This is a genomic window from Kitasatospora sp. NPDC034533 (assembly GCF_055575155.1).
Genome location: NZ_JBVITE010000014.1, coordinates 74,782 through 90,309, shown reverse-complemented (window position 1 = coordinate 90,309; position 15,528 = coordinate 74,782). Strand labels below are relative to the sequence as shown.

Sequence of the window (15,528 nt, the reverse complement as noted above, 5' to 3'; positions counted from 1 at the left end):
CACAGCCTGTCACGCGCTCTCCTCCGCCAGCCAGCGCGGGACCGCCTCGGGCGTCGCCTCCAGCCACCGCACGTACCGTTCGACGCCCTCCGGCACGGTGATCCGGGCCTGCCAGCGCAGCAGTTCCCGGCAGCGCTCCGTGGACGCGTACCCGCCGAGGGGGTCGCCCTCGGGGCGCGGGGTGACGATCCGGCGCGCGTCCGGGAAGTAGGGCATCAGCAGGTCCGCGACCTCCCGGATGGACGTCGGACGCCCGGTGCCGACGTTCACCGTCTGGCCCGCCATCCCCTCCTCGACGAGGGCCAGCGCCGTCGCCGCCGCCACGTCCTCGACGTGGACCATGTCGCGCACCTGCACGCCGCCCCCGTTCAACCGCATCGGGCGGCCCAGCTTGGCCTGGAGGGACAGCCACGGGACCATCCAGGAGTGGCTGCCCGGCTTCGGGATCTGCGGCTCCCCGTACACGGAGAAGTACCGGACGATCGCGTACTCACAACCGGACGAGGCCCCGAGCATCAGCCGGGCCTGGTGCTCCGCCCACAGCTTGCCGTTCGCGTACACCGACAGCGGGAACAGCGCCTGGTCCTCGTGGAACACGTGCGGTCCGGGCTCGTCGGCGGGGCCGTCGCCGTACACGGACGCCGAGGAGACCAGCACCAGCCGGCGGACGTCCGACCGCAGCGCCTCCTCCAGCACGATCTGGGTGCCCTGGATATTGGCCCGGAAGGCGATGTCGGGGTTCCGGGTGCAGGCGGCCACGTCCGCGTAGGCGGCCGCGTGGACCACGAAGTCGGCCTCCCGGAGCAGCCCGGCGACCACCTCCCGGTCGCAGATGTCGCCGACGACCAGCCTGGCCTCGCTCCTCTCCACCCCGAAGATCGAGTGGCCGGACTCGGGATAGGCATCCATCCGGTCCAGGACGGCCACCTCGGCACCGGCCCGGCACAGCAGGGAGGTGAGCCGGCTGCCGACCAGGCCCCCGCCTCCCGTCACGACGACGCGGGCGTCGCGGAGTTTCTCCAATCGGGATTCGACGCTCTCCACGCCGTCGGATTCGGCTTCGTTCAACGGCGCAGACGATCCGGTGGACATGTGTGTCCCTTCCGTAAAGACGGTGAATTCGGGATGCGCACTCACGGACGGCCCCAGGCTTCACACTGAAGGCGGCGTGCCAGCCCAGCATCCGTGGCCCACCAACCGCTCCGCCAGTGCTAATTCGGCACTCTTGCCAGCCCTCGGCGCGATCCGTACTGTCCGGAATCAGTGGCACCCGTAATGGCCCGGTGTTCCACGAATGCCGTCAAGTCCCCCACGCCCCACCGGTGAGAGGAAAATCACGTGACGAGCCATCAGCTCAGCGGAGTGGTCATGACCCACCCCAAGCGTCTGCGGGCCGCCGAGCGGATGGCCCAGGCAGCGCCGCCGGGAGCACTGCGCGTGGTGATGGATCCGGACCCGACCGGCACCCCTTCGGTCCTGCGCACCGCGCTCGCCGCCTGGGACGCCGTCGAGGACGGCGCCACCCACCAACTGGTCGTACAGGACGACATGTTGTTGTCCGAATCGTTCTTCGAACGGGTCCGTCTCGCCATTGACGCGATGCCCGACGCGGCACTGGCCCTGTTCGCGCTGTGGGATTCCCGCAACGGCGCCGCGATCCGGTTCGGCGCCATGGCCGGCGCCCGCTGGGTCGGCACGGTCAACGAGTACTTCCCGTGCGTCGCCATCGTGCTGCCCCGGGCGGTCGCCGAGGGCTTCGTCCGCTACGGCCGGCAACGCCTCGATGCCTGGCCCGACGACATTCTGATGCACCGTTACCTGACCGAGAACGGCGTCCCCCGCTACGTCTCCGTCCCCAACCTCGCCGAGCACGAGGACCGCGGCTCCATCTCGGGCAACGCCTTCCGGGGGCCCCGCCGCTCCGTCTGCTTCCTGCCCGACGACCGGCCCGGCCGCGAGGGCGACCGGCTGACCGGCCTGACGGTGCTGCCCTTCTTCAAGTACGGCGTCGCCCGCTGCGCGGTGCGCGTCCCCGGGCCGGGCCCCGAACGGTGGCTGCACATGGACGGCGAGCAGTACCTGCGCGGCCTCGGCCTGCCCGGGTCGCTGCTCACCCCGCCCGGGCCGGAGGCCGACGCCCCGGACGTCCGGGGGACCTGGCTGACCGCCCTCGCCATGGGCCACGAGGCCGCCCGCCGGGGCCTGGGCACCAACGGCGCCGCGCCGCCGGAGCGGCCCGAGGTGTACGCGGAGGCGATGGCGACGATCGGACCGGGCGGCATCAGCAACACCAGCACCGAGGAGCGGATCGCCGAACGCCGCGAGGTCCTGGCGGACGTGGCGCGCCGCGCGCTGGCCGCCGGGCGCGAGGCCGCCGGCCGGCCGTCCTCCGGCCGCACCCGGCGGCGCGCCGGCCTCACCGTGCTCGGCGGGGCGACGCCGCTGGGCGAGCACCTCGTGCGGCGGCTCACCGACCTGGCCGACGACGGGGCGCCCGACGCCGTCCTCGACCTGACCGGCCTGCGCGCACCGGCCTCGGGCGCCACCCTGACCGTCCGCCCCCTCGACGACCCCCGGCCCTACACCCTGACCGTCGGCGAGCTGTACGGGCCCGGCTGCTCCCGGGACACCCCCGTCGGCCGCATGGTCTGGGACGCCCTGCGCAGCCAACCGGTGGTCGTCCCGGGGGACCCGGACGCCGAGGTCCTCCCGGTGTACGTGGACGACCTGGCCGACGCCGTGGCGGCGGTGCTCCGCTCCCGGCCCGCCGCCCACGCCCTGACCGTCGCCGACGAGAAGCCCACCACGATCGGCGCCCTGGCGCAGGCCGTGCACGCGGCCGTCCGCCCGGTGCCGGTCCTCACCGACCCCTCGGCGCCCGCGCTCCCCGCCCCCCGGCCCGAACTCGCGGCCGGCCCCCGCCCGCCCGGCTGGGCGCCGGCGACCGAACAGCCGAAGGGGCTGCACGCCTTCGCCCAGTGGCTGGCCTACGAGGGGACGCTGCTCACCACGCTCTGACCTCCTCGGAGCCGGCGGGCAACCCGAACCGCCCCCCACCGCGTCAAGGTGCCGTGAGACAAACGACGAGACCGCGGCCCGACCGGCCGCCGCACCGGACGGGATCGACACGGGCACCATGGTGGGGGCAACGGCAGGATGACGAACGCGACACCGCCGGACTTCGAGGAGTTCGTTGCCGCCTGCGGGCCGAAGCTGCTGCGGGTCGCCTGGCTGCTGACCGGCGACCCGCACCAGGCCGAGGACCTTCTCCAGACCGCGCTCGCCAAGGTGTGGCCCAAGTGGGGGCGGATCGCCCCCGACCGGCCCGAGGCGTACCTGCGGAAGGTACTGGTGAACTGCCACGTCTCCTGGTGGCGCCGCCGCTGGACCGGGGAGCTGCCGCACGGGGAGCTGCCGGAGCCGCCGCCGGGCGTCGACCCGTACGACGAGGTGGTGCTCGGCCAGGTGGTCGCCGAGGCCGTGCGGTCGCTGGCGCCGCGGCAGCGGGCGGTGGTGGTGCTGCGCTTCTTCGAGGACCTCAGCGTCGAGGAGACGGCCGAGGTGCTGCGTTGCAGCACGGGCACCGTCAAGAGCCAGACGCACCGGGCGCTCGCGGCGCTGCGCGGCCGGCTGCCGGCCCGGGAACTCCTGCTGGACGGGGGACGCCGTGCGTGGAACTGACCTGATCGGCCCCCAGGGACCGGTGGACGACGGGAGCGACGAGGAGGAGCTGCGGATCCTGCTGCACCGGGCCGTTCCGGTGCTGAACAGCCCGGACGACCGGATGGACCGGGTGCTCGCCCGGGTCGCCCGGGCCAGGAGCCGGCGGCGGGCCGTCGCACTGGCGGCCGGGCTGACGGCCGGTCTCACCGCCGCCGTACTGGCCGCAGCGCCCGCGCTCGCCCCCGCACCGGGGCGGGGGGCGGTCCTGGGGCCGGCCGCGTCGGCCCCGGTGTCGCCGTCGGCGGCGGCGTCCGCCGAGGCGGTGACGCCGGTCACCTTCCCGATGTTCGCGGACATGGCCGTCGACGTCCCGGCGGGCTGGTACAGCCGCGCCGCGCCGGCCACCGACCCGCAGAAGCGGTTCGGCTACCTCGCCACCCGGCCGATGGCGTCGCCCTGCACGACCGGGTCAGCCCACTGCACGCCCTCCGGGCCGCTGCTCGCCGGCGACGCGATCCTCGTCTTCCGGCTGGTGGACGACCAGGCGCTGGCCGAGAAGATCGCCGCGACCGCGCCCGGACTCGCCGACTCCGGCCTTGAGGAGGACTGTGTGCTCCTCGGCGCCACCCGGGAACTGGTCGGAGTCCGGGCCATCGGCGCGGACCACAAGATGGTGGTCGAGATGACGGGCTGCCTGCGGCAGCCGTCCGAGCTGACGCTCCGTCAGGTGGGGAAGGTCTTCGACTCCGTCCGGCCGACTCCGGCGAGCCCGCTCCCGCGGGTGGTCCCGCCCTCGGACCGGGGGCCGGGCTGACCGGCGCGCCACCACCGCGCCCCGAGCCGGAGCCCGGGGCGCGGTGGCGTCAGCGATGGGTCAGCCAGGGGTCAACGCGGGATCAACGCCCTTGGAGGCGCTTGACGTTGTCGCCGAAGGTCCAGCCCCGGGAGCCGTCCCAGTTGATCGACCAGGTCATCAGGCCCTTCAGCGAGCCGCTGAAGGCGCTCCACGACTGGCTGACCAGGCTCGGGTCCATGTAGCCGCCGCCCGCACCGGGCTGGGCCGGCAGACCGGGCACCTGCTTGTCGTAGGGGACCTTGACGGTGGTGCCCTGGATGGTCAGACCGTTGTTCAGGCAGGTGGTCTGCGCGGTGAAGCCCTGCACGGTGCCGGCCTGGTAGGAGTCACCGGAGCAGCCGTACATGCTCCCGTTGTAGTACTGCATGTTCAGCCACCACAGCTGGCCGTTGTCGGCGTACTTCTTGACGATCGGCAGGTACGCGCCCCAGATCGAGCCGTAGTTGACGCTGCCGCCGGTGACGTACGCGGTCTCGGGGGCCATCGTCAGGCCGAAGCCGGGCGGCATCTGGGCGAGCACGCCGTCGATGATGCGGATCAGGTTGGCCTGGGAGGCGGACAGCGTGTTGATGTTGCCGCTGCCGGACAGGCCGGTCTCGATGTCGATGTCGATCCCGTCGAAGTTGTACTTCTTGAGGATCGGGACGACGGTGGCGACGAACCTGTCGGCGACGGTGCTGGAGCTGAGGTCGATGCCGGCCGCGGCGCCGCCGATCGACATCAGGATCGTCGCGCCGGCCGCCTTGGCCTGGCACATCTCGGCCGGGGTGGAGACCTTGACGTTGGTGTCCATGCCGTCCTGCCACAGCACGGTGCCGTCCGAGAGGATCACCGGGAAGGCGGCGTTGATGACGTTGTAGCCGTGCGCGGCCATCCGGCTGTCCGTGATCGGGACCCAGCCCATGCCGGGGTGGACGCCGTTGGAGGCGCCGTCCCAGTTCTCCCAGTAGCCCTGGAGGACCTTGCCGGTCGGCTTGGGCTTGGTCGGGCAGGTGTCACCCGGCGCCGGCGTGGTGGGCGGCGGGCTGGTGGGCGGCGGCGTGGTCGGAGGCGGAGTGGTCGGCGGGGGCGTCGTGGGCGGCGGGGTGGTGGGCGGCGGCGAGGTCGGCGGCGGGGTGGACACCGTGGGGCTCGGGCTGCTGCCACCGGGGCCGGCGAGCGACACGTCGTCCGCGTAGAACGCGGGCTGGCCGTACCAGCCGTGCAGGAAGATGGTCACCGAGGTGGTGTTCGCGCCGGTGGTGAAGCCGACGCTGAGCTGGCTGTAGGACGCGCTGCCCGCCGTCCAGGTGGACGGGTCGCTGCTCGCGCCGGTGCCGGTGGCGCCCAGGTAGACGTAGCTGCCCTGGACGTAGGCGCTCAGCGTGTACTGGGAGTTGGGCTGCACGCTGATGGTCTGGGTGCACTGGGCGGTGTCCTGGCCGGTCGGCGTCGCCCGGAGCGCGGAACTGCCGGAGTGGACCGGGGTGCTGACGACCGCGCCGGTGCCGCCGGAGCAGTTCCAGCCGGAGAGTCCGTTCTCGAACCCGGGGTTGTTCACCAGGTTGGGGGTGGCGGCCCCGGCCGTGACGGTTCCCGCCACGGCGATTCCGGCCCCGATGACGGCGGCCGCGCTCACCCCGGCGAGGGTGCGGCTCAGGACGCTCGTGCCGCGCCCGCCCTGTCCGGTCCGGTGGACCTGCGTTGCGCGCTCGACGACCGCCCGCTGGGGACCGGGGCGGGCCTGGCCCGACTGGCGTGGAGTACGCGACCTACGACGGAACATGCAGTGCTCTCTTCCCGCCGGGCGTCTGGGACTTGACGACGCGTGGGGGCGCGACGCCTGGCTCTGGGTGAGGTGGGGACATGTGGGGCTGTGCCGGTCCGGATCGTAGGAGGGGCGGCAGGGTCCGTCAATAGGTCTGGACCACTTAGGTCTGGACCAATCCTGTCGAGAGGCGCGCACGACGCGGACGGCCGGCCCGGGTCGAGGTCGACCCGGCGCCGGCCGCCGGTTGCCGGCCGAGGCCGGCGGGGGGAACGTCAGAGCGCGGGCTTCGCGGTCATCAGCTCCGTGATCTCCTCGGCGAGCCGCGGGCCCAGCTCGCCCCAGCCCTCCTTGTAGCCGTAGACCCCGGCCAGCGTGCGGGCCTCGTAGTCGCCGTTCATGACCTCGACGTCGTCGGCCGTGATGAGCGCCGGGTGGGCCACCCCGACCGCCGACGAGACCTTCATCAGCTCCTTGCGCAGGGTGCGCAGGTAGACGGCGGCCCGGGTGGACTTCGAGGCCGGGTCGACGCCGCGGGCCAGCCACGGGTTCTGGGTGGCGATGCCTGTGGGGCACTTGTCGGTGTGGCACTTCTGCGCCTGGATGCAGCCGATCGACAGCATCGCCTCGCGGGCCACGTTGATCATGTCCACCCCCAGGGCGAAGGCGACCGCGGCGTTCTCCGGCAGGCCGAGCTTTCCGGAGCCGATGAACGTCAGCTCGTCGGTCAGTCCCAGCTCGGCGAAGGTGCCGTAGACCCGGGAGAAGCCCATCCGGAACGGCAGTGACACCGAGTCCGCGAACATCCGGGGCGCCGCCCCGGTGCCGCCCTCGCCGCCGTCGATGGTCACGAAGTCGACCCCGCGGTCGCCGCGCGCCATCAGCGTGGCCAGCTCCTGCCAGAAGCCCATCTCCCCCACGGCGCTCTTGACCCCGACCGGCAGACCGGTCTCGGTGGCGAGCAACTCGACGAAGTCGAGCATCGAGTCGACGTCGCCGAACGCGGTGTGCCGCGACGGCGAGGCGCAGTCCCGGCCGACCGGGATGCCGCGGATCCCGGCGATCTCCGGGGTCACCTTCGCGCCCGGCAGCATCCCGCCCAGCCCGGGCTTGGCGCCCTGGGAGAGCTTGATCTCTATCGCCTTGACCGGAGCGCCGGCGACGACGTCCTTGAGCTTGTCCAGGTTGAAGCTGCCGTCCTCGTTGCGGCAGCCGAAGTACGCCGTGCCGAGCTGGAGCACGAGGTCGCCGCCGTTGCGGTGGTGCGGCGAGAGGCCGCCCTCGCCCGTGTTGTGCATCGCGCCCGCGAGCGCCGCCCCCTGGTTGAGCGCCGTGATGGCCGCGCCCGAGAGCGAGCCGAAGCTCATCGCCGAGATGTTCACCACGCTCGCCGGCCGGAACGCCTTGGCGCGCCCGCGCGGGCCGCCCAGCACCTTGGCCGAGGGCAGCGGCGCCTGCGGGTCGTGGGCGTCGGGCAGCGCGCCGGCGAAGGTGCGCTGCTTCAGGTAGGCGTGCCCCTGGACGTGCTCGACGTCGACCTCCGTCCCGAACCCGAAGTAGTTGTTCTCCTCCTTCGCCGACGCGTAGATCCAGGTGCGCTGGTCACGGCTGAACGGGCGCTCCTCCTCGTTGGAGGTCACGATGTACTGCCGCAGCTCCGGCCCGATCCTCTCCAGCAGGTACCGGGCGTGCCCGACCACCGGGAAGTTCCGGAGCAGGGCGTGCCTCTTCTGAATGAGGTCGCGGGCGGCCAGCGCGGCCACCGCGGTCGCGGCGGCCGCGCCGATCTTCCGGGCTTGCATGATCGTTCCTCCTCGATGCACGACTCCACCACGCGGTGCGGTGGAGCCGAGGGTCGTGCGGGGTGGTGGTGGGCGGGCGCCCGGCCGAGCGGCCGGCACCGTCCGTCGGAGAATGCGGGACGATCGTATGAGGCCCGGCGGCCCGGCCCGCGCCCAGGGCGGGAGCAGGAGGCTCCGCCTCCGGATCGACGGCGGGCGTCCGGATCCGGCGTCAGCCGTCAGCCGTTCGCGGCCCGCAGGGCGCCCAGGGTGTCCAGCTCGCGTTCGAACGCGGCGCGGGCCAGCGAGGTGCGGTTGGGGCAGTCCAGCTTGACCAGCGAGGACTCGACGTGGCTCCGGACGGTCCGGACCGCGATGCCCAGCCCCCGGGAGATCCGCTCGTTGGACCACCCCCGGGCGACCAGCCCGACGACGTCGAGCTCCCGGCCGGTGAGGCGGCCGAGCGCGGGAGCCCGGCCGATCCGGACCACGACCGCGTCCGGCCGGCGCACCGCCCGGACGTGCCACCAGGTGCCGTCGGCGGCCCGGTGGTGGAAGCCGGTCCGGTCGCAGGCGCCGGCCGCGGCGGCCCGCGCGGCGAGGCGCAGCTCGGCGCGGGTGAGCGGCACTCGGCCGAGGTCTCCGGCCCTGACCTCGACCAGCTCCGGCGTGATCCGCAGGACCGCCTCGGCGGCGCCGCCGCCGGCCTCGGCCCCGGGGTCGAGCAGCCCGGCGAGGTCGTGCGAGAGCATCGTCAGCGCGAGGCATGACTCGTCGTCGAGCGGCGCGGCGTGCCGGGAGCTCATCACGACGAACCCCGGCGGCGGCGCACCGGGGGCGGGTGGCGCCAGCGGCAGGGTCAGGCCTTCGCGGAAGCCGTTGGGCAGGAGCGCGTCCCGGTAGGTCCGGGTCCGCCGGTAGTCGAACGGCACGTCCACGAACCGCACCGGGGTGCCGAGGCGGGTGGCGAACCGGTGGACGGGGCAGGTCCGGCCGTACCGGGTGGTGATGTAGGTGAGGGTTTCCGCCGGGTAGCCGAGGTTGACGACGGCGGTGTGCGGGGTGCCGCCGGAGGACGGGGGTCTGGAGGCGACCAGTGCGGCGCAGTCGAAGGCGAGCCTGTCGCGCACCGCGCGCAGCGGGAGTTCGACCGGCACGTCACCGCGGCCGGCCGCGCGGACCTCCTCGGCGAGCCGGGCCCACCAGCGCATGTCCACGGCCATCGGCAACCTCCCATATCGCACGAAATCATGACGATCACCACGGTGCGGCGTCAACCCCCGAGACCACCGCCGTCGAGCGGCGCCGGCACCCGGGTACGGGCCCTGACGCCTCCGGCGGCATGCCGCCGGAGGCGCGTCCGCGGCACGACATCGGCCGTTCGGCCGAGGTGCGGCGGCTCCCGGGCTCGTAGCTTTCCGCCCAGGACCCCGATCTCCGTCGAACCGAGCGAAGGAAGCCATGACGAAGACACCCGATCTGATCGTTGTCGACGCCGCCGTGTTCACCGCGGATCCGGCGGGCACCACCGCCGAGGCGTTCGCCGTCACCGACGGCGAGTTCACCGCCGTCGGGAGTTCCGCGGAGGTCTCGCGGCTGGCCGGCCCGGGCACCATCGTCGTCGACGCCGGTGGCCGGATGGTCATGCCGGGCATCTGCGACGTCCACACCCACCTCTCCATGGGCGGGGCGCTGGTGGCCTGGGACCTCCCGATCGCGCCGCACTTCGGCCCCGAGGAGATCTGCGAGACGGTCGCGGCGCACGCGGCGCGGCTGGGCCCCCGGGAGTGGGTCGTCGGCGGCGTCATCGGCTCGACGACGATGGACGTCCTCGCGGACGTCGACCTGCTCGCCGCGCTCGACCGGGCCTCCGCCGGGCGCCCCGTGCTTCTCAGGGACGACACCCAGCACAACAGGTGGGTCAACAGCGCCGCCCTCCGGGCGATGGGCGTCACCCGGGACTCGCCCGACCCCGAGGGCGGCACGTACGTGCGCGACGGGCGGGGCCGCCTCACCGGCGTCCTGTGGGAGCAGGCGTCCCGGGTCGCGGAGGAGGCCTTCGCCGCGAGCGTCGAGGACCCGGACGCCCGCCACCGCGTCAGCTTCGCGACGGCCGCGGAGGTCTGCAACCGCTACGGGATCACCACCGCCTGCGACGCCGCGACCCTGGAGTCGGCGCTGCGCACGCTCTCGGCGATGGAGGCCGAGGGCGAGCTCACCCTGCGGGTCGTCACGTCCACGGTGGCGCGCCCCCTGCTCGCGGAGGCCGGCCTCAGCGGGAAGGAACTGCTGGCGGTGTCCGAGCAGTTCGGCTCCGAACTGGTCCACGTGGGGTTCGTCAAGGTGTTCCTCGACGGCGTCCCGATGACCCGCACCGCCGCGATGCTGGACCCGTACCTGCCGCACGGGTGCTCCGACCACGGGCCGGACTCCGGGGAGTGCCTGTACGACCTGGACGAGCTGGTCGAGGAGCTGGAGACGGCGGTCTCCGCCGGGCGCGGGGTGAAGATCCACGCGGCCGGGGACGCCTCGACGCGGATGGCCCTGGACGCGATCGCGGTCATCCGCGAACGGCACGGTTCGGGGCCGGTCTTCCACCTCGCGCACACCGAGTACGTCACCCCGTCCGACGTCCGCAGGTTCGGCGAGCTGGGCGTGGTCGCCGACGCGTCGCCCTACCTGTGGTACCCGAGCATCATCCAGGACGCCCTGGCGGCCTGCGTGCCGGCCGAGGTCATCGAGCGGGCCTGGCCGCTGGCGGACCTGCTGGCCGCCGGGGCCAACGTCTCGGCCGGCTCCGACTGGCCCGCCGGGGCCGCGACTCCGCACACCTGGACCGGGATCGAGACGATGGTCACCCGGCAGGCCCCGGGCGGCAGCGAGGAGACCGTCAACCCCGCGCAGCGGCTCACCCTCCACGAGGCCCTGGTGAGCTTCACCCGGCGCCCGGCCGAGGCGATGGGCCTCGGCGAGCGGGTCGGCAGCATCGAGGTGGGGAAGTCCGCGGACTTCCTCGTGCTGTCGCAGAACCTGTTCGAGGTCGACGCCCGCCGGATCCACGAGACCGACGTGCTGGCCACCTACCTGCGCGGCTCGCGGGTCCACACCGCCGGCGCCTGAGGACGCCCCGGCCCTCCCCGCCCCCGCACCCGGCCGTTGCGGGGGCGGGGGCGGGGGCGGGGGCGGGGGCGGGGGCGGCGAGGGCGCCGCACGGGGGCGGTGAACACCCGTCAGGTCGATGCGCCGCACACCCCAGGGTGAATGCGTCCACGTTTGGAGCCATTGACCCATATTTGTCGGATTTTCAGACTGCATACTACCCACGTGGTCACCGTGGGTAGCGATTCCTCGACCGAGCGCGCCCGGTTCACGGTAGCCAACGCATCATCACCCTCCGGCACACCGTGTGTCACCGGACCGCTCGATCGAAGGGAATCGTCATGAGGAGTCGTCCACCCGCCGGCGGGTGCGAGCGAAGACACCACCGACCCCTCGCGCTCCGCGACCGCCTCACCCGGGCGGCGCTCCCCCTCCTCCTCGCGGTCGCCACGGCCGCCGGCTCCTTCGCCGCGCCCGCGGCGGCGCGCGCCACCGCCCCCACCACGCGCACACCCGCCGTCGGCAGCCCCGGCTTGGGCAACCAGGCCACGGGCAACCCGGCCACCGGCAGTCCCGCCTCGGGCAACCCGGCCGACAGCGGCTCCGGCCGGCACGGCGTGCGCCAGCAGCCGGTGACCCTGGCCAAGACCGGCACCGACCTCGCCACCGGCAGCACCACCGAGACCGCCCACGGCGACACCGTCCGCTGGGTGGTCTCCGTGACCAACCCGGAGGGCGCGCCCGTCAGCACCACGATCACCGACCCGATCCAGGGCGGACCGGGCAGCACCCCGCAGACCCAGTCCTACGTGCCCGGCTCGCTCCAGGCGCCCCCCGGATTCACCAAGCAGTGGTCCACCGACGGCGGCGCGACCTTCTCCGGCACCGACCCGGGCGCCGCCACCAACGTCGTCCAGGCGACCAACCCGACGCTGTCCTCCCCGGCGACCGGCCAGGTGGTCCAGATCCCGCCGCCGTTCACCCCGATCAACACGGCCACCGGCGGCGACGGCTTCACCCCCATCCTCTACACCGCCACCATCAACGGCGTCGCCACGCCCGAGATCTGGAACATCTACCACCACGGGTTCTCCAACACCGCCAGCGTGGTCTGCACCGACCTGCTCACCAACGGGCCCTGCCCGACCCCGAGCGGCGCCCCGGCCACCTGGCCCCAGGCGCTGAACTCCTCGGCGGCCGGGGAGACCACCGGCGACCTCGGCAGCACCCGCACCCCCACCTACGTGCAGATCGGCTCCAAGCTGTACTACGCCGCGATCAGCCGGGTCACCCTCGCGCTCATCGGCGTCGGCTGCATCGACCTCCAGGCCCAGGCCAGCTGCGGCTTCACCCCCCTCCAGAGCGGCACCGGGCTGGTGATCGGCGGCGTCGTCCAGGCGCCGAACCAGCTGATCTACGCGGTCTCCGGCACCGGTGAGATCCTCTGCTACGACCCCGCCACCAACGCCGCCTGCGGGACCTTCGAGATCGGCCTGCCGCCCAACGAGGGGCAGTCCGTCTTCAGCGGCGACTACGCCGGCATCATGCGGGTTATCGACGGCAAGATCTACGTCACCGACAACACCCTCGCCCCGGCGCCCACGGTGATGTCCTGCTTCGACCCGTCGACCAACGCCGCCTGCACCGGCTGGACCGTCCCCAAGACCGTGGTCACCCCGCTCGGAACCGCCCCCGCCCGGGCCGACAACGTCTTCGAGATGTACGACCCGGCGGGCACCGTCACCGGCGTCTGCACGGCGGTCGGCGGCGTCTACCAGGAGGTCACACCGCCGGTCGGCACCGTCGTCTGCTTCGACCTGACGGGCAACCCGATCGCCGCACCCCCCGGTCTCCAGCCCCTGCTCAGCACCAACGTCGCCACCGGCGAGGCCAACTTCCAGGTACCGCTGACCATCACCGCCCCCAACGGGCACCTGGAGACCGAGTTCCCGCTCTGGATCTACCAGGGCGTCACCCCGACCTCCAACAGCACCGAGTACTGCTACGACTGGAACACCCAGGCCCCCTGCGCCCAGTACGGCACCAACGGCGTCGTCAACGGCCCGCTCAACGTCAACGGCGGCGACACCCGCCCGTACGGCTTCGCCTACGACGGCCAGTGCAAGTACAGCCTCGGCGACACCGGCTACCTGTTCTCGCTCGACCCGATCACCGGCGCCTCGCCCTGCCTGAAGACCAAGGCCCAGAGCACCCTCAACCCCTCGGCGTACTACTGCGACGGAGCGACCGGGCACGTGAGGTCCTACGGGACGGTCAGCCTCGTCGACATCGACCCGACGACCGTCGACTTCACCCAGTCCTCGGTGACCGTGCTGGCCGCCGACGGCACCACCATCGGCACCTTCCCGTTCGACCCCGCCACCGGGACGGCGGACATCTCGTCCGTCCCGGCCAGTGACGCGCCGATCCAGGTGATCGCCAACCTCACCCTGATCAACGGCTCGTCCTTCACCCCCGGCAACCAGCCGAAGATGCAGGTGACCTTCGTCGGCGACGCGCCGCAGATCTGCTACGAGACCACGGTGGCGACCGACTGCGCCGTCACCGCCGTCTCCAACCAGGCCTCCGCCGTCACCAACGGCCAGGCGCCGGTCACCTCCAACACCGTCACCCTCCAGGTGACCCCGGGCGCCTCGTGCGCGCCGGCGCTGACCGTCCTCAAGGAGGTCTGCACCTCGGCCAACGCCGCTGACTGCGTGGACGGCGGCCCGGGCCCGTGGGCCGCCTCGACGACGGTCACGCCCGGCGCCACCGCCTACTGGCGGATCACGGTGACGAACACCGGCCCGGTCCCGGTCAGCGGCATCACCTTGACGGACAGCGTGTCGCCCTCGTGCGTGACCGCCGCCGGGACGTTCGACCTCGCGGCCGGCGCCTCGCACCAGGTCTTCTGCGACCTGGCGGACATCACCCAGCACACCGTCAACACCGTCACCGCCACCTTCCCCGGCCCGGGCGGCACACCGATCACCACCCCGCCCTCCGAAGCCACCGTCGACGTGCAGTCGCTGGCGATCCTGAAGGAGGTCTGCACCTCCACGAACGCCGCCGACTGCGCGGACGGGGGCAGCGGGCCGTGGGCCCGTAGCACCACGATCCCGTCCGGGAACACGGCCTACTGGCGGATCACGGTGACGAACACCGGCACCGTCCCGATCACCGGCATCACCCTGGCGGACAACATCTCCCCCTCCTGCGTCACCGCCGCCGGCACCTTCGACCTCGCCGTCGGCGCCACCCACCAGATCTACTGCGACCTGCCCAACGTCACCCAGCACACCGTCAACACCGTCACCGCCACCTTCCTCGGCCCCGACGGCACCCCCATCACCACCCCACCCTCCGAAGCCGCCGTCGACGTCACCCCACCCGCCGTACCCTCACTCAGCATCAACAAGGAGGTCTGCACCTCGGCCAACGCGGCTGACTGCGTCGAGGGCGGCCCCGGCCCCTGGGCCAAGACCACCACCATCACCTCCGGCACCACCGCCTACTGGCGCATCACGGTGACGAACACCGGCACCATCCCCGTCACCGGCATCACCCTCACCGACAACATCTCCCCCTCCTGCGTCACCGCCGCCGGCACCTTCAACCTCCCCGTCGGCGCCTCGCACCAAGTGTTCTGCGACCTGCCCAACGTCACCCAGCACACCGTCAACACCGTCACCGCCACCTTCCTCGGCCCCGACGGCACCCCCATCACCACCCCACCCTCCGAAGCCGCCGTCGACGTCACCCCACCCCCCACCTCGTCGCTGACCGTCGACAAGAAGGTCTGCCAGTCGGACAACTCCGCCGACTGCGTCGAGGGCGGAGCCGGGCCGTGGGGCAAGGAGGCGACCCTGCACAAGGGCAACGCCCCCGAGGAACTGTGCGCCCCGGACAAGTGCCAGGCCTTCTGGCAGATCACGGTGACCAACACCGGCACCGTGGACCTGACCGGCATCACCCTGACCGACGCCCAGGAGCGGGGCTGCGAGGTGGCGGCCGGGTCGTTCGACCTGGCGGCGGGCGAGACGAAGACGTTCTACTGCTCCAGCCTGATCAGCCAGGACACCGTCAACACCGTCACCGCTTCCTACGTCCCGCCGAACTCCCCGCCCGGTACGCCGCCGGTCACCACCCCGCCCTCCTCCGCACTCGCCCGGTGCGAACCGCCGTGCGAGGAGAAGTGCCACCACCACAAGCCCGGCCACGGCGAGGGCGGACACCAGCACCCCAAGCACGACGCCCGGGACCTGCTGGCCACCGCCTGGTCGACACTCCCCTACATCACCACCCGCCCACCGACCACCGGCCTCGAATGGCTGCGGCCCTACCTGAGCGAAACGGGAGGGGTGAGCCAGTGGCTCTGATCC

General features: G+C 72.9%; 9 protein-coding genes. 5 read left to right on the top strand and 4 right to left on the bottom strand.

The genetic code is table 11. The features are described 5' to 3' along the window. Positions 1 to 9 precede the first annotated feature (9 nt). The gene (locus ACZ55U_RS13240) at positions 10 to 1,068 is read right to left on the bottom strand and encodes an NAD-dependent epimerase/dehydratase family protein (protein ID WP_465525639.1); all 1,059 of its coding nucleotides are present in this window, start codon (positions 1,066 to 1,068) and stop codon (positions 10 to 12) included. A 270-nt stretch (positions 1,069 to 1,338) separates the two neighbouring features. On the opposite strand from ACZ55U_RS13240, the gene ACZ55U_RS13235 reads away from it, so the two are divergent. The 3 genes from ACZ55U_RS13235 to ACZ55U_RS13225 all read left to right on the top strand — a co-directional run bounded on the left by ACZ55U_RS13235 (position 1,339) and on the right by ACZ55U_RS13225 (position 4,477). Next, positions 1,339 to 3,018, top strand: coding sequence for an NAD-dependent epimerase/dehydratase family protein (locus ACZ55U_RS13235; protein WP_465525637.1), 1,680 nt, complete (start codon positions 1,339 to 1,341; stop codon positions 3,016 to 3,018). 138 nt (positions 3,019 to 3,156) lie between these two features. Next, positions 3,157 to 3,681 (top strand): SigE family RNA polymerase sigma factor, encoded by a 525-nt coding sequence (locus ACZ55U_RS13230; protein WP_465525635.1) that lies wholly within the window; start codon positions 3,157 to 3,159, stop codon positions 3,679 to 3,681. Continuing rightward, on the top strand, positions 3,668 to 4,477 hold the full coding sequence (locus tag ACZ55U_RS13225) for a hypothetical protein (RefSeq protein WP_465525633.1): 810 nt from the start codon (positions 3,668 to 3,670) through the stop codon (positions 4,475 to 4,477). The genes ACZ55U_RS13230 and ACZ55U_RS13225 overlap by 14 nt, the downstream gene beginning before the upstream one ends. A gap of 82 nt (positions 4,478 to 4,559) precedes the next feature. On the opposite strand, the gene ACZ55U_RS13220 is transcribed toward ACZ55U_RS13225, so the two are convergent. From ACZ55U_RS13220 to ACZ55U_RS13210, 3 genes are all read right to left on the bottom strand, one after another. Beyond that, positions 4,560 to 6,137, bottom strand: coding sequence for a carbohydrate binding domain-containing protein (locus tag ACZ55U_RS13220; RefSeq protein ID WP_465525631.1), 1,578 nt, complete (start codon positions 6,135 to 6,137; stop codon positions 4,560 to 4,562). 404 nt (positions 6,138 to 6,541) lie between these two features. Continuing rightward, positions 6,542 to 8,068: an FMN-binding glutamate synthase family protein gene (locus ACZ55U_RS13215; RefSeq protein ID WP_465525629.1), complete on the bottom strand. Its 1,527-nt coding sequence runs from the start codon at positions 8,066 to 8,068 to the stop codon at positions 6,542 to 6,544. 218 nt (positions 8,069 to 8,286) lie between these two features. Beyond that, positions 8,287 to 9,270: a helix-turn-helix transcriptional regulator gene (locus ACZ55U_RS13210; RefSeq protein WP_465525627.1), complete on the bottom strand. Its 984-nt coding sequence runs from the start codon at positions 9,268 to 9,270 to the stop codon at positions 8,287 to 8,289. A gap of 238 nt (positions 9,271 to 9,508) precedes the next feature. Here ACZ55U_RS13210 and ACZ55U_RS13205 point away from each other — a divergent pair, with 238 nt between their 5' ends. Next, positions 9,509 to 11,167 carry an amidohydrolase gene (locus ACZ55U_RS13205; RefSeq protein WP_465525625.1) on the top strand — a complete coding sequence of 553 codons (1,659 nt, stop codon included), beginning with the start codon at positions 9,509 to 9,511 and terminating at the stop codon, positions 11,165 to 11,167. 320 nt (positions 11,168 to 11,487) lie between these two features. Then, positions 11,488 to 15,525, top strand: coding sequence for a DUF7617 domain-containing protein (locus ACZ55U_RS13200; protein WP_465525623.1), 4,038 nt, complete (start codon positions 11,488 to 11,490; stop codon positions 15,523 to 15,525). Positions 15,526 to 15,528: the final 3 nt, after the last annotated feature.

Excerpts from the sequence above, each read along its gene's own strand:
- ACZ55U_RS13230 (WP_465525635.1), top strand. The coding sequence starts at position 3,157 with ATGACGAACGCGACACCGCCGGACTTCGAGGAGTTCGTTGCCGCCTGC.
- ACZ55U_RS13215 (WP_465525629.1), bottom strand. The coding sequence starts at position 8,068 with ATGCAAGCCCGGAAGATCGGCGCGGCCGCCGCGACCGCGGTGGCCGCG.
- ACZ55U_RS13210 (WP_465525627.1), bottom strand. The coding sequence starts at position 9,270 with ATGGCCGTGGACATGCGCTGGTGGGCCCGGCTCGCCGAGGAGGTCCGC.
- ACZ55U_RS13205 (WP_465525625.1), top strand. The coding sequence starts at position 9,509 with ATGACGAAGACACCCGATCTGATCGTTGTCGACGCCGCCGTGTTCACC.
- ACZ55U_RS13200 (WP_465525623.1), top strand. The coding sequence starts at position 11,488 with ATGAGGAGTCGTCCACCCGCCGGCGGGTGCGAGCGAAGACACCACCGA.